The organism is Lentzea sp. NPDC042327 (assembly GCF_040647275.1).
Taxonomy (GTDB): domain Bacteria; phylum Actinomycetota; class Actinomycetes; order Mycobacteriales; family Pseudonocardiaceae; genus Lentzea.
On the sequence record NZ_JBEZBX010000006.1, the window covers coordinates 409,332 to 422,277 of the forward strand.

Annotated in this window: 13 protein-coding genes; 5 read left to right on the forward strand and 8 right to left on the reverse strand. The window is 70.7% G+C overall.

The window, feature by feature from the left end; translation table 11 throughout:
- Nucleotides 1–12: 12 nt before the first annotated feature.
- Complete coding sequence (locus AB0A63_RS18815; protein ID WP_360392526.1) at nucleotides 13–375, forward strand: STAS domain-containing protein; 363 nt, start codon at nucleotides 13–15, stop codon at nucleotides 373–375.
- Nucleotides 376–501: 126 nt separating this feature from the next.
- On the opposite strand, the gene AB0A63_RS18820 is transcribed toward AB0A63_RS18815, so the two are convergent.
- Together AB0A63_RS18820 and AB0A63_RS18825 are read right to left on the reverse strand one after the other, a co-directional pair.
- Nucleotides 502–948 (reverse strand): nucleoside deaminase, encoded by a 447-nt coding sequence (locus tag AB0A63_RS18820; protein ID WP_360392528.1) that lies wholly within the window; start codon nucleotides 946–948, stop codon nucleotides 502–504.
- A 10-nt stretch (nucleotides 949–958) separates the two neighbouring features.
- Nucleotides 959–3,283, reverse strand: a complete 2,325-nt coding sequence (locus AB0A63_RS18825; RefSeq protein WP_360392531.1) for an immune inhibitor A domain-containing protein — start codon at nucleotides 3,281–3,283, stop codon at nucleotides 959–961.
- Between the two features lie 147 nt (nucleotides 3,284–3,430).
- Between AB0A63_RS18825 and AB0A63_RS18830 the strand changes: the two genes are divergently transcribed.
- Complete coding sequence (locus AB0A63_RS18830) at nucleotides 3,431–3,724, forward strand: YggT family protein (protein ID WP_360392534.1); 294 nt, start codon at nucleotides 3,431–3,433, stop codon at nucleotides 3,722–3,724.
- Here AB0A63_RS18830 and AB0A63_RS18835 read toward each other — a convergent pair.
- The 3 genes from AB0A63_RS18835 to AB0A63_RS18845 are packed head-to-tail and all read right to left on the reverse strand — an operon-like array spanning nucleotide 3,687 to nucleotide 8,288.
- Nucleotides 3,687–5,240 carry an FAD-binding oxidoreductase gene (locus AB0A63_RS18835; protein ID WP_360392537.1) on the reverse strand — a complete coding sequence of 518 codons (1,554 nt, stop codon included), beginning with the start codon at nucleotides 5,238–5,240 and terminating at the stop codon, nucleotides 3,687–3,689. The two genes, AB0A63_RS18830 and AB0A63_RS18835, sit on opposite strands and share 38 nt — an antisense overlap.
- Before the next feature lie 40 nt (nucleotides 5,241–5,280).
- Nucleotides 5,281–7,869, reverse strand: coding sequence for a CHAT domain-containing protein (locus AB0A63_RS18840; protein ID WP_360392540.1), 2,589 nt, complete (start codon nucleotides 7,867–7,869; stop codon nucleotides 5,281–5,283).
- Entirely contained in the window at nucleotides 7,866–8,288 is a 423-nt protein-coding gene (locus tag AB0A63_RS18845) for a hypothetical protein (RefSeq protein WP_360392543.1), read from the reverse strand. The genes AB0A63_RS18840 and AB0A63_RS18845 overlap by 4 nt, the downstream gene beginning before the upstream one ends.
- On the opposite strand from AB0A63_RS18845, the gene AB0A63_RS18850 reads away from it, so the two are divergent.
- From AB0A63_RS18850 to AB0A63_RS18860, 3 genes are all read left to right on the forward strand, one after another.
- Nucleotides 8,280–9,146, forward strand: coding sequence for a S8/S53 family peptidase (locus AB0A63_RS18850; protein ID WP_360392546.1), 867 nt, complete (start codon nucleotides 8,280–8,282; stop codon nucleotides 9,144–9,146). The two genes, AB0A63_RS18845 and AB0A63_RS18850, sit on opposite strands and share 9 nt — an antisense overlap.
- A gap of 66 nt (nucleotides 9,147–9,212) precedes the next feature.
- A complete protein-coding gene (locus AB0A63_RS18855) occupies nucleotides 9,213–9,842 on the forward strand; it encodes a sigma-70 family RNA polymerase sigma factor (protein ID WP_360392548.1) in 630 nt (209 codons plus the stop codon).
- A complete protein-coding gene (locus tag AB0A63_RS18860; protein ID WP_360392551.1) occupies nucleotides 9,820–10,266 on the forward strand; it encodes a hypothetical protein in 447 nt (148 codons plus the stop codon). The genes AB0A63_RS18855 and AB0A63_RS18860 overlap by 23 nt, the downstream gene beginning before the upstream one ends.
- A gap of 184 nt (nucleotides 10,267–10,450) precedes the next feature.
- Here AB0A63_RS18860 and AB0A63_RS18865 read toward each other — a convergent pair whose 3' ends face one another.
- The 3 genes from AB0A63_RS18865 to AB0A63_RS18875 all read right to left on the reverse strand — a co-directional run bounded on the left by AB0A63_RS18865 (nucleotide 10,451) and on the right by AB0A63_RS18875 (nucleotide 12,931).
- On the reverse strand, nucleotides 10,451–10,945 hold the full coding sequence (locus tag AB0A63_RS18865; RefSeq protein WP_360392554.1) for a snapalysin family zinc-dependent metalloprotease: 495 nt from the start codon (nucleotides 10,943–10,945) through the stop codon (nucleotides 10,451–10,453).
- A gap of 105 nt (nucleotides 10,946–11,050) precedes the next feature.
- Entirely contained in the window at nucleotides 11,051–12,208 is a 1,158-nt protein-coding gene (locus AB0A63_RS18870) for an alkaline phosphatase PhoX (protein WP_360392557.1), read from the reverse strand.
- A 126-nt stretch (nucleotides 12,209–12,334) separates the two neighbouring features.
- Nucleotides 12,335–12,931, reverse strand: a complete 597-nt coding sequence (locus AB0A63_RS18875; protein WP_360392559.1) for an ATP/GTP-binding protein — start codon at nucleotides 12,929–12,931, stop codon at nucleotides 12,335–12,337.
- Nucleotides 12,932–12,946 lie beyond the last annotated feature (15 nt).

The window sequence follows — 12,946 nt, forward strand, 5'->3', positions numbered from 1 at the left end:
AAAGGAGCAAGCGTGCCCGACCCCACCACACTGGCCACCGTGGTAGTCGACCGGATCGCATCCGACGTCGTAGTGCTGCACGTGGCCGGGGAGCTCGACACCACCAGCTCGAGCGAGCTCATCGCTCCGCTCGACACGCACGTGGTGGACGCGAACCGGGCGGTGGTCGTCGACCTCGGCGGCGTCCGCTTCCTCGGCTCCGCCGGCCTCGAGGCCCTCGTGCTCGGCCAGCAGCGCGCCGGCCGCACCGGCGTCGAGTTCGTGCTGGTCGCGTCCACCCGTGCAGCACTGCGGCCGATCGAGGCGACCGGGCTGGACACGGTCTTCACGATCCTGCGGTCCGTGGACGAGGCGGTGGAGCGCTACTCGGCCTGAACCTCGCACCCGGCCACCGCGTCCGGGGAACGCCTTCGCGCACTGGACCGCCGGCACGTGTCCCCGGTGGTCGTGCTGCGGTGTTCCCGGGGGTGGTGAGCGTGCTCACCGGACCGTTCCACCAGGTCAGTCCTGGCCGATGTCCTCGAACCACAGCTCCGGCTGCTCGGCGATGAACCTCGTCATCATCTCGACGCACGCCGGGTCCTCGACCACCGTGATCCCGACCCCGTGCTCCGCCAGCCAGTCGTGCCCGCCGGAGAACGTCGTGGCCTCCCCGATCAGCACGTTCGAGATGCCGAACTGCCGCACCAGCCCGCTGCAGTACCAGCACGGCGACAGCGTCGTGACCATGGTCGTCCCGCGGTAGCCGCGCTGGCGGCCGGCGTTGCGGAAGGCGGAGGTCTCGGCGTGCATCGAGGCGTCGCCGTCCTGGACGCGGCGGTTGCGGCCCCGGCCGAGCAGGCGGCCGTCGCCGTCGAAGAGCGCGGCGCCGATGGGTATCCCGCCCTCGGCGAGTCCCGTGCGCGCCTCTTCGACGGCGACGGCCAGCATGTCGGAAGCAGCGGTCATGCCGTTCAAGCTACTTCGTCTTGAACAGTTTCACCGTCATCGACGTGCCCGACTGCTTGGTCACCCGCAGGCCGACGCCGACCGCGGGCAGCTTCACGCCCGCGTTGGGCTGCTCGGCGAACCAGTACTGCCTGGTGTCGTCGAACACCGGCTGGGCTGCGGCACCGCGGACGTAGGACGCCTTGCCGTTGACGTGCAGCGTGAAGGAGTCCGACTTCTGCAGCGAGAACGGCGCGTCGTAGCCGCCGATCGTGGGCGACCAGCGCTGGCCTTCGAGGTTGTAGAGCGGGGCCGGGTTGGCGTCGATCGGCAGGACCAGGCCCTCACCGGGGTGCTCGCTCACGTTGTTGTCGAGGTAGTACGTGTTCCACAGCGAGACGAGCAAGCCGTCCTGGTACGGGAAGTGCTCCACGAGGTCGGGCCTGTCCGGGAAGCTGTACCGGTACGGGCCGGTGCGGTTGTACTGGCCGTAGGACTCGTAGGTGCGGTTCGACGCGATGTAGAACTGGTCGAACGCCTTCGTCTCCTTGCCCTCGGTGGTGCGGAAACCGCGCGTGGTCCACACCCCGGCCGTCTCGCCGCCGTCGGTCAGCACCGGGGTGCCGTCCGCGACGACCGTGATCTGGTCGGCGAAGAAGCCCTGCGGTGCCAGCGCTCCGTCGGTGCGGTAGGCCAGGCGCAGCTTGGTGTTCTTGCCGGCGTAGGCGTCGAGGGGGACGGTGATGTCCACCCACTGGCCGCCGGACGAGCCGCTGACCGCGGGGGCGTTGCCGGAGTCGCGCGCGAACGGCTGACCGCCGGCGGTGCCGTCGAGCTGGGTCCAGCTGCCGTCCGCGTTGGACGCTTCGACGTAGAGGTAGTCGTAGTCCGCCTCGATGTCGTAGCGGGCCTTCAGCGACAGCGACGCCGTGGTCTTGCCGCGCAGGTCCACGGGCGCGGTCATCGAGTGGTCGAGGTCGTTGCCCTTCTCGCTCCACCACATCTTCGTGCCCGCGAACGGGGCGCCGTAGTCGAACGACCTGGAGATGTCCGGCAGCACGACCACCAGCCCCTGGGCCTTGGCGGTGTTGTACTCGTGCGGGCCGAGCTGGAACGTGCGCTCCTGGCCCGCGACCGCGATCTCGTAGTCGAGCCAGCCCAGCTGCAGCTTGTCCCACGCGGAGAACTCGTTGGCGCGCTCACCGGTCGCCTCGCCGGGGGCGTTGACCCGGTTCTGGCCCATGATCGACCACCAGTTGACGCCGTTCGTGCCGCCGTTGGTGTCGTAGTGGTCGGGCAGGCCGAGGTCGTGGCCGTACTCGTGCGCGAACACGCCGACGCCGCCGTTCTCGGGCTGCACGGTGTAGTCGCCGACCCACAGGCCGGTGTCACCGATGGGCGCGCCGCCGAGCTTGTTGGTGCCGGGGCCGGAGTTGTAGTTCTTGAACGCGTAGCCGCGGTGGCTCCACAGCGCGTCCTCGCCCTGCCACGGGTCACCGTCGGCCTGGTCACCACCGGCGTGCACGATCTGGAAGTGGTCGATGTAGCCGTCGGGCTCGTTGAAGTCGCCGTCGGAGTCGTAGTCGTAGCGGTCCCACACGTCGTACTCGCGCAGCGCCGCCGTGATCTGCTCGGTGGTCTCCCCCGCGGCCTTGCGGTCGGCGACCCACTGGGTGACGGCGTCCTTGATCAGCTCGCGGGAGTTGTTGCAGATGTTGTCGCCGCACGGGTAGCCGTTGCTGCGGCCGTAGCGCGCCTCGTTGTAGCGGACCTTCACCCAGTCCGTGACGAGCCCGTCGACCGTGTAGCGGCCGGAGGACTGCCGGTCGTAGAAGTTCGCGACCGAGTTGGCGTCCTTCGCCCGTGAGAAGTACAGGTCCTGGAAGTACTGCCGGCTGAAGTCGGGCCGCCAGATCGTGGTGTTGTCCACGGCCCTGTCCGGCTCGGGGATCTGGTTGCGCAGCGGCCCGTCGAACCGCACCGGGCCCGGGGTGTTCGGGTTCGTGTCGCGGTCGGGGTAGTCGGGGTGCCGCTCGTCGCCGAACTCCGCCAGAACGACGAAGACCTTGTCGGTCTTCTCCCGCTTGAGCTCGACGTACTGGTCCTTCGCCTGCTTCTTGCCGACCTTCGCCACGGTGCTGGCACCGCGCTTCTCCGCGGTCACCTCCCCGGTCAGCACCTCGGCCAGCGCCTGCTGCTTCAGCGCACGCCGCTTGAGCTCCAGCTCGTGCGGCTGCTCGTCGCTCTGCTGCCGCACCTGCGCCTCGGGCCGCTCGACCGGCGTCGCGACGGCCGGGACGGCCAGGCCGGTCGTCAGCACCGCGAGCGCCGCTGCTCCCGCCAGTGTTCTTCGCACGTAGGTCCCCTCCTCGGAATCCGGAGGGCGACGCTACGTAGTTGGCCTGCCGCCCGGCACGTCCGAAAGTCGGTTGTCGGACCCGGGACCACATGCTGAACGTCGTCTCAGCGAGTTGCCAGGCGCCTCTCAGCTTCCTGTGGCTTGATGGACGTACCGGAAGTGGAGGGGCCCATCGTGATCGGCTTCGTGCTCGGCTGGCTGCTGACGCTGTTCATCCTCGTGATGATCGCCAGGATGGTCGTCGACTGGGCGGTGGCGCTGCGGGCGCGCGGCGCCTGGGTGCCCAAGGTGCAGCGGGTGGCGTACGCGGTGACCGAACCGGTGCTGTCGCCGGTGCGCAAGGTGCTGCCCCCGGTGCGGTTCGGCGGCTTCGGGTTGGACCTGGCGTTCACGGTGGTGTTCATCGCGGCGCTGGTCCTGCGCTCGATCGTGTGGTGAGGACGCCGGGGTTGAGCACCCCGGCGGGGTCGAGGGCGGCCTTGGCGGCGGCCAGCGCCGTCCCGAACACGTCCGGTCGCTGACGGGTGTACCAGGGCATGTGGTCGCGCCCGACGGCGTGGTGGTGGGTGATGGTGCCCCCGGCGCCGCTGAGCGCCTCGGACACGGCGGCCTTGATCTCGTCCCACTGCTGCCGCAGGCTGCCCCACCGCCCTGGCGCGTAGATGCCGTAGTAGGGCGCGGGCCCGTCCGGGTGGACGTGGGTGAAGCGGCACGTCACGATCCCGACCCCGCACACCTGCCTGAGCACGGCCGTCGCCGCTTCCGTGACGGCCGCGTGCAGCTGCGCGAACCGGTCCCACGTGCAGGCCGTCTCGAACGTCTCGGTGATCATCGCGTGCTGCGCCATCGCATCGCGCTGGTAGGGCATGCGCAGGAACGACGCCCGCCACCTCCGCGCCGCCCCCTCGACCACCTCCCCGCCCGCGCAGAGCTCCAGCGCCCTGGCGAGCTGCGCGTCCACGGGGTGGTCAGCCGACTCGAACGCCAGCACGAGCACAGACCTGCTCGACCCGGCGTTGAGGAACGCCTCCGCCGGGTCAAGCAGCCGGCAGTTCGCCGGCCGCAGCCCGGACTGCACGACCGCCCGCACCGCCTCGACCGCCTGCCCCCAGTCCGCGAACCGCACCGACGCGCCGGCCCGGTGGACCGGCGGGGCCTCCAACCGCAGCCACGCCTCGGTGATCACGCCGAGGGTTCCCTCCGAGCCGAGGAACAGCCGGTCCGGCGACGGCCCGGCCCCGCTGGCCGGCACCCTGAGCGACTCGCTCGTTCCCACCGGGGTCACGACCCGCAGCGACTCGGTGAAGTCGTCGATGTGCGTGGTCGCCGTCGCGTAGTGCCCACCCGCGCGCGTCGCGAGCCACCCGCCCAGCGTCGAGAACTCGAAGGACTGCGGGAAGTGCCGCAGCGTGAGCCCGTGCGGCTTGAGCTGCGCCTCCAGCTCCGGCCCGAGCACACCGGCCTGGACCCGCGCGGCCCGGCTCGTCGGGTCGACCTCCAGGACGCGGTCCAGGTTCCGCAGGTCGAGCGTCACCACGGGCGCGTCGATGTCCCGCGGTTCCACGCCACCGACGACCGACGTGCCGCCGCCGAACGGGATCACGGCGATGCCGTTGCTGCCGCAGTGGTCCAGCACGTCCACGACGTCCTGCTCGGTGCGCGGCCTTGCGACGGCGTCGGGAATCGGGCCGATGTCGCCGGCCAGGTTGCGGACGACGTCGCGATAGGCCTGGCCGCGGGCGTGGGTGAGGCGGTCGACCGGGTCGGTGGAGCACAGGTCCGACGGCGGGACGCGGGACGGCGGGAGGTCGAGGTCCGCGGGGTCCGGTGGCTCGTGGAACGTCAGGTCCGCGTCCGGGAGCACGGCGCGGACCCGGTCGACCAGCTGCTGCCGTTCGGCTGGGGTGACGGCGTCCTCGACGTTGCCCCAGCCCCACCACGACCTCGTTGCCATGGCGAGCAACGGTAAGCGGGACGCACGCGTTTCGTAAGGGCTATCCGGCGCCGAAGCACACGAAACCGACCGCCGCCGCGTACGAGCCATCGTCGGAAGCGGCCCGCTGCACCTCCGCCAGCGCCTCCGCCGGCGACAGCCCGTCGGCCAGCTTCCGGTGCAGCTCCACCATCACCGGTGCGGTCCCGTCGGTCGGCACCGGCACCACGGGCGCGATCAGCGTCCGCGTCCCCAGCCCCAGCAGCGCCGCCGTGAACCCCATCAGCTCATCGCCGGGACGCACGGCGGACTGCCCGGTGTCACACGCGGACAGCACCACGCGCGTAGGCGGTGTACGCAGTCGTTCGATGTCGTAGACCGTCAGAGGTCCATCGGCCAGTTCCAACGCGCTGAACAACGGGTTGTCGACGCGGAACGAGCCGTGTGCCGCGATGTGCGCGAGAGCGGCACCGTCCATTGCGGACGCCACGGCCGAAACGGTTGCGTCGTCATCAATGAGCACACGGCCGGGCACGTGCGCGGAGACGGCCTTGATCTCGTCGGGTGCGGCGGCCATCCGCGGGCCGGCGGCCAGGACGGCTTCTCCGGACGCGTCAGGCGCAGCGGCAGCACGCAGCCACACGGACGCTGACGGCGCCACGGTCACCTGACGGCCGAGCACGCCCCACGGCAGGCTGTTCAGCGCACCGGTCGGTACCACCACCAGTGGACGGCCGTCGATGTGTGGCGCCAAAGGTGACAACAGCCGCGCAGACAGCAGAGAAGCGGCATGGGCGGCGGAGGAGCGGACCACCGCCAGGTTCGGCAGCCCCGGCGGCAGGGTCACGAGGCGGTGCAACGCGAAGCGCAGCAGGCGGATCTCGCGGACCACGCCCTCAAGGGCACCCAGCACGTGCAGGGACGTCCGGCCGTCGGCCAGGACCACGGCCAGCAGGGAGCCGTCGTACTCGACGAACTCGACCAAGGCGGAGGAGCCCAGGGCCGCCGCCAGCGAGGACACCGGCGGCGGCTTGAACACCGCTCCCCCGCCCGACATCTGCCGGGTCAGGTCGCGGACGCGTTGTTCGGCGCGGACCAGCTGCGCGCGCAGCGCCCCGGCGGGTTTGCCGGCCAGCACGGCCGACTCGACGTCGGAGGTGACGGCGCGCAGGGTGGCCAGCGCGTCCTCCAGGCGGGGGTCGTCGGGGGGTGACACCGACTTCATCCGCAGGGCGCCGGCGCGCCAGCTCTCGGTCCACGACAGCACGCGGGCCGCGTTGCCGGAGGCCACGGCCAGGCGCAGGCCCTCCTCGGCCAGGGCCTGGCCCTGCGCGCCGGTCAACGCGCGCAGCTCGGCGGCGCCCAGGGACACGCGGTACTCGTCGAGCAGGGCGATGCCGCGGCGCAACGCGGAGGAGGTGCCGCGGACGTCACCGGAGAGCTTGCGCCGCAACGCCTCCGCGTACCAGCCGCGGACGCGCAGACCGGCCGGGCCGCGGGAGCGCGACGCGGCGGCCCTGGAGAGCTCGGCCACCGCCCGCACGCGATGACCGAGGTCGGCGGCCACCAGACCGGCGTCGATGCGGGCCTCCAACGCCGGCAGCCGCCAGTCCATCGCGTCGAGCTCGTCGGCCACCCGCGACAACGCCACCCGCAGCGAACGGGTGCGGTCACCGCGCAGGACCGCCGCGTGCAGTTCGAGGTAACGCGCTCCGGCCGCCCACAGCAGGCGTTGCTCGCGGCGGAACCGGCGCCGGGCCTCCGCCGCGAAGGCGTTGGCGGCGTCCAGGTCGTCGTCCAGCAGGGCGATGCGGGCGCGGAAGAACAACGCCTCGGAGGTCGCGAAGGGGTTGCGAAGGGCCTTCAGCTCGGTGATGGCGCGGTCCGCGGCCACTCGCGCCTCGTCCACCAGGGGCACCGACACCAGCAGCTCCAGCCGGTTCACCAGCAGGGCGGGGCGGGGCACGTCCAGGCTGCGGTAGACCTCGTCGGCCTTGTCGAACAACGTCAGGGCCGCGGGCACGTCGCCCGAGCGGGTGGCCATGATGCCGGCGTTCCAGTGCACGTCCGCGACACCGAGCTCCTGGCCCAGCGAGCCGAGCAGCGCGGCGGCCACGTCGAAGTCGGCGGAGGCCTCACGCATGTTGCCGACGTACGCGCGCACGAGACCGCGGTTGTTGTGAGCGCGCGCCTCGACCAGTTTGTCGTCCACGCGCCGTGCGCCGGCGATGGCGGCCGTGTAGTCGCGCTGTGCTTCGTCGTATCGGGTCAGGTAGTGGAAGACGACACCGCGTTGCATGAGAGCGGCGACCGCGTCCGCACCCGACAACGACGGCATGGCCACGTCCAGCGCGCGCAGTGCGGCGCGGTGGCGGCCGGTGTAGGCGAGCACCCACGCCAGCGACATCTGCGCCAAAGCCGACAAACGGGGCAGTCCCGCGTCCGTCGCGATGCGGATCGAGCGGCGCAGGTGGCGGATCGAGCCGCTGTAGTCGTGCAGCTCGCGCAACGCGAGACCGATCGCGCGTTCGGCGATCGCCCATTCGGAACGGTCTTCCGTCGCGCGGAGGACGGCGCGGGCCATCTCGACGGCCGCACGCGGGTTGCGCTGCCTGGCCGCCAGCGCGTCCTCCGCACAAAAGTCGGTCACGGCGTCACTTTATCCGCTGTGGTAGCTTGATCAAGCTCGGTCGGGGCCCCCGTCAAACGCTGCTTTGTGAGGCCGTGGTGTCGAAATCGCCGGAACGTGCTGAGCTGTACGAAAGAGCTTTTCAGCAGCTCATCGCCGAGGACAAGAACATCAGCTTCCACGCCGAACGCGGGCGTGAATTCCTTTATCGCCCAGGTCAGTTGCTCGTCGCGCCGGCCGACCTCGACCGGGTGATCGCGAAACTGCGGCAAAACAATGTCGACGCGCGTCCCGCGGCCGGATTCGGTGGAATGGCCCGGTTGATCCTGCCGAACAACCCCGAAGACATTCCGCAGATCGTCCGGTTGTTGAGGGATCAACGGAACTGGCCGAACGAACGCGTACCGCTCGTCCAGCCGCACCACGTCGTCGTGGGACACGGCGGAAACGTCATGGGCAACCCCGGCGACCGGCCGCGGCCGACCGACCCGCTCACCCCGCCGAAGGCCGACGACCGGCTCTCCGGCATCCGCGTCGGCATCCTCGACACCGGCATCTCCTCCGGCGCGCAGCTGGAGCACGCGGACTGGTTCAAGAACCGGTTCGTCAAGGAGCCCGACGACGTCGACCCCGCCTACACCAGCGGCGCGCTCTTCGGGCTGCAGGGCGGCCACGGCACGTTCGTCGCGGGCGTCGTGCAGAGCGCGGCGTGCGGTGTCGCGCTCGACCCCGAGATCGCCCTCGACCTGAACGGCTTCGGCGACGAGGAGCAGCTGGTCGCCAAGATCGCCGAGATGGGCCGCAAGAAGGTCGACCTGCTCAACCTGTCCCTCGGCTGCTACACCGCCGACGACGTCGCGTCCGAGCCGCTGCGCGTCGCGATCACCGCGCTGCCGCAGGAGACGGTCGTGGTCGCCTCCGCGGGCAACCGCGGCGACCAGCGCCCGAGCTGGCCCGCCGCGTTCTCCCGGGTCACCGCCGTCGCCGCGCTCGCGCTGAACGGGGACGGCTCGATCGTGCCCGCCTGCTACTCGAGCTTCGGGCACTGGGTCGACGCGTGCGCGATCGGCAACCGCTCCTCGACCTACCTCAAGGGCGAGTGGAAACTGCCCGGCGAGGGCGACGCGACGCCGTTCGCGCTGTGGGCGAACTGGGCCGGCACGTCGTTCGCCGCGCCCTGGGTCACCGGGCGGATCGCGGCCACGATGGTGAAAGACGGCCTCACCGCAGCTCAGGCCCGTGACAAACTGCTGGTGGACCCGGAGTTCCACGCCGGTTACGGGACCTTCGTCAAATAACCGGCGAGGAGGTTGTATCTGGGGAGCAACCCCGGCCTCCGCAGGTCGTGACCGCAAGGAGTCGACGTGACCTCAGCATCCCCGATCGCCGCGCTCGTCAGCGCGGCGGCCGAGGGCGACCAGGGTGCGTGGAACGAGATCGTGGACCGCTACACGCCGCTGGTCGTGTCGGTGATCTACAAGCACCGGCTGCGCCCCGCGGACGCGGCCGACGTGAACCAGACGCTGTGGCTTCGGCTCGTGGAGCAGATCGGCCGGCTCCGCGAGCCCGAGGCGCTGCCCGGCTGGATCATGACGACCACCCGCAACGAGTGCCTGCGCGTGTTGCGCGTGCAGCAGCGGACGCACCTGTACGACCCGCTGTCGGAGTCCGACGCGCTGGAGTCGGAGCAGGACGCGGACGTGGAGGCGGACCTGCTGGCGGTGGAACGGCGGCAGGCGCTGCGCGACGGGTTCGCCGAGCTCACCGAGCAGTGCAAGCGGTTGCTGACCAAGCTGATGACCGACCCGCCGCCGAGCTACCAGGTCGTGAGCGAAGAGCTGGCGATGCCGGTCGGCAGCATCGGGCCGACCCGCATCCGCTGCCTGGAGAAGCTGCGCAAGACGACGGCGATCTCGGCGTTCCTGGGATCGCCAGCCAAGAAGGCCACGCAGGTGAGAGGAGGTGTGTTGGGTGCGGCACGACTGGGACAGTGACGAGGTGTTGCTCGACGCCTTGCGCGACGCGGTGAGCACACCGCCCGCCGATGCGGTTCCACCGGAGTTCCTCGAAGCCGCCAAGGCGGCCTTCACCTGGCGCACCGTCGACGCGGAGCTGCTGCTGATCACCTCGTACGACTCGGTGCTGGACGACACGCTCTTCGCCCGCGCCCGCTCGACGTCCACGGCGCGGCAGCTGGTGTTCGACGCGGACGGCGTCACGCTGCAGGTCGAGGTGTCGGCGGCCGGCGTGACCGGGCAGCTGGTGCCCGCGGACGGCGACGTGACGCTGGTGTCGCCCGCCGGCGACGTGGAGACGGCGCCGGCCGACGAGCTGGGCATGTTCGTGATGGGCCCCGGCCCGCGCGGCCCGGTGCGGTTCCGGTTCGCCGGCGGCTGCACCGACTGGTTCATCCTCTGACCACACCTCGCGAGAGGCGCGCTGTCGTGGTGCACGTACCGCTGCACGAGTCCGGCGTGCACGTCACCGGCGCCCCGGCCGAGCCGCGGACGCCAGCAGCACACCCGATCGGGTGCTTCTTGCTGTCACGCGGGGGCCCCGCGTTCCCCTCAGGGTCACGCAGGGCCCCCGCGTGCACTTCACATCAGGCGGCGTCCACGAACGTGGACGGGCCGACGGTCACCGCGGCGGAACGGAAGTTCGCCTCCACCTCGGCCTTCTCCTTGGCGTTCGGGTTGGGGTTCTTGCACGACGTGCCGGCGCTCGCACCGGACATCAGGTCGGTGCACAGCCCCGTCCTGCGGTCGGGCATGCCCAGCAGGTGCCCGAACTCGTGGGACGAGATGCGCACCGTGTCGTGGCCCTCGTTGACCGCCTGACGACCCATGACCCACCGGCCGCGGCCGAGGCTCGTGACGTAGGCGCGGGGCCACTGGTTGTCCACGGTGACGGTGATGTTCGCGGCGCCGGTCACCTTGACCAGCCGCACGTTCACCACGCTGTTGTTCCACACCTGGGCGCCCTGGTCGACGGCCGCCTGGAACTCACCGGCACCGCTCGAGTTGTACGTGAGGGTGCGGGGCGCAGCTTCCGCGGTTCCGACGAGGCCGACTGACAGGGCGGCAGCGCTGGCAACCACGGCAATTGTTTTGCGCAGGAACACAGGAATCTCCTCGCAATGCAGGGTAATTGCTCCCCGACTGTATCGAAGCAGCGTTGCCGCACAAGAAGAGTCAAGTGTCAATCAGCGCCGGAACGGTCCAGACACTTCGTAGGTGATCCCGCCGCTGCTGCTGCCGGACGTGCCGCGCTGCGAGGAGAAGTACAGCCTGCTGCCGTCGGGCGAGAACGCGGGACCGGTGATCTCGCTGCTGCTCTGGCCGGGAACCCGCAGGAAGGGGGCCACGACACCGGCCGGCGTGATGATGCAGATCTCCATGTTCCCGCCGTCCTCGGCGACGAACAGGTCGCCGCCCGACGACCGGATCACGTTGTCGACACCGGTGAGCGGAGCCGTTCCGCTCGTCACGAGCGAGTCGTCATAAGTGAGGCTGATGGTGCTTTGTGATGCGTTGTAAGCCCACACCCGGCCGTCGCCTTTGGTGGTGAACCAACAGGTGTCGTCGGCGTAATAGCAGCCTTCGCCGCCGTTGAACCGCTTGGCGCCGCTCACCTGGTTGCGCGTGGCCGTCGGGCTGCCGTCCGGGTCGGGCACCCGCGCCCAGCCGACGCTGCCGGACGTGCCGCTGCCGCCGGTCATGACCTCCAGCGTGCCGGAGCTCAGGTCGCCCCACGTGGTGGGCGTGAAGCGGTACAGGCACCCGTCCGGCACGTCCTCGGTCAGGTAGACGACTTTGCGCACCGGGTCGGCCGCGCACGCCTCGTGCTTGAACCGGCCCATCGCCGGGCGCTGGACGGCCGCCTTGACGCCCCACGGGTCGGTCTCGTAGACGTAGCCGCGGTCGACCTCCTCGCACGACAGCCACGTGTTCCACGGCGTGGCACCGCCGGCGCAGTTCACGTTGGTGCCGCTGAGGGTCCGGTAGGCACCGGTGATGGTGCCCGACTGGTCGAACCTCACGGCGCCCACGCCACCGGTGGAGGACACCTCGCTGTTGGACACGTAGATCCAGCCGGTGCCGTCGGCGAAGCACGCGCCGCCGTCCGGTGCGGGGTGCCAGGTGTAACTCGTGCCCGCGACGCGCTGGCCGGAGCGCGCGATCACGCGGCTGGAGAAGCCCTGGGGCAGCATGAGCCCGCTGCTGTTGACCGGTTGCAGGGAACCGTAGGGGCTGGGACCGGGCTGGGCCCCGGCGGCGAAGGCCTCACGCCAGTTGGCGCCACCGAACGCCGCCGCTGCGGTCCCGACGACTGCGACACGAAGAAAGTTCCGACGCTCCATGCCTTGGAGCGTGCCGCAGATGGGGGCCGCCCGGGATGAAGGTCAGGCGAATGACCGTTGACGCGCCGGGGTGAACCCGCGGCGGACGCGGGACGGGGGCGGCGGGTCCGCCACCCCCGTTCGCGTTCAGGCGAACGACGGTTGCCGCAGCGCGTGCTCCACCAGGGTGATGAGGATCTGCTTGGTGGACTGCCGGTTGCGGGCGTCGCACGGGATTATCGGCACCGACGAGGCGATCGTCAGCGCGTCCCGCACCTCCTCCGCGCGGTGGTGCATCAACCCGTCGAAGCAGTTCACCGCGACCACGTACGGCAGGTCGCGGTCCTCGAAGAAGTCGATGGGCGCGAACGCGTCGTCGATGCGGCGGGTGTCGACCATGACCACGGCGCCGATGGCGCCGCGGACCAGGTCGTCCCACATGAACCAGAACCGGTGCTGTCCCGGCGTGCCGAACAGGTACAGGATCAGGTCCTTGTCCAGCGACACCCGGCCGAAGTCCATGGCCACCGTGGTGGTGACCTTGCCCGGTACCGCGGACAGGTCGTCGACCCCTACCGAGGCCTGGGTCATGACGGCCTCGGTGGTCAGCGGGGTGATCTCCGAGACCGAGCCGACGAACGTCGTCTTGCCGACGCCGAACCCGCCCGCGACGACGATCTTCGCCGATGTCGTGGTCAGGTCGGCCCCAGGTGACCCCGGACGACCCGGAGCACCGTTGCTCATGGGAACTTCTCTCTA

Bases quoted from the DNA above. Each gene is read 5' to 3' on its own strand.
- AB0A63_RS18820 (WP_360392528.1), bottom strand. From the start codon at position 948: ATGACCGCTGCTTCCGACATGCTGGCCGTCGCCGTCGAAGAGGCGCGC.
- AB0A63_RS18835 (WP_360392537.1), bottom strand. From the start codon at position 5,240: ATGGCAACGAGGTCGTGGTGGGGCTGGGGCAACGTCGAGGACGCCGTC.
- AB0A63_RS18830 (WP_360392534.1), top strand. From the start codon at position 3,431: ATGGACGTACCGGAAGTGGAGGGGCCCATCGTGATCGGCTTCGTGCTC.
- AB0A63_RS18875 (WP_360392559.1), bottom strand. From the start codon at position 12,931: ATGAGCAACGGTGCTCCGGGTCGTCCGGGGTCACCTGGGGCCGACCTG.
- AB0A63_RS18870 (WP_360392557.1), bottom strand. From the start codon at position 12,208: ATGGAGCGTCGGAACTTTCTTCGTGTCGCAGTCGTCGGGACCGCAGCG.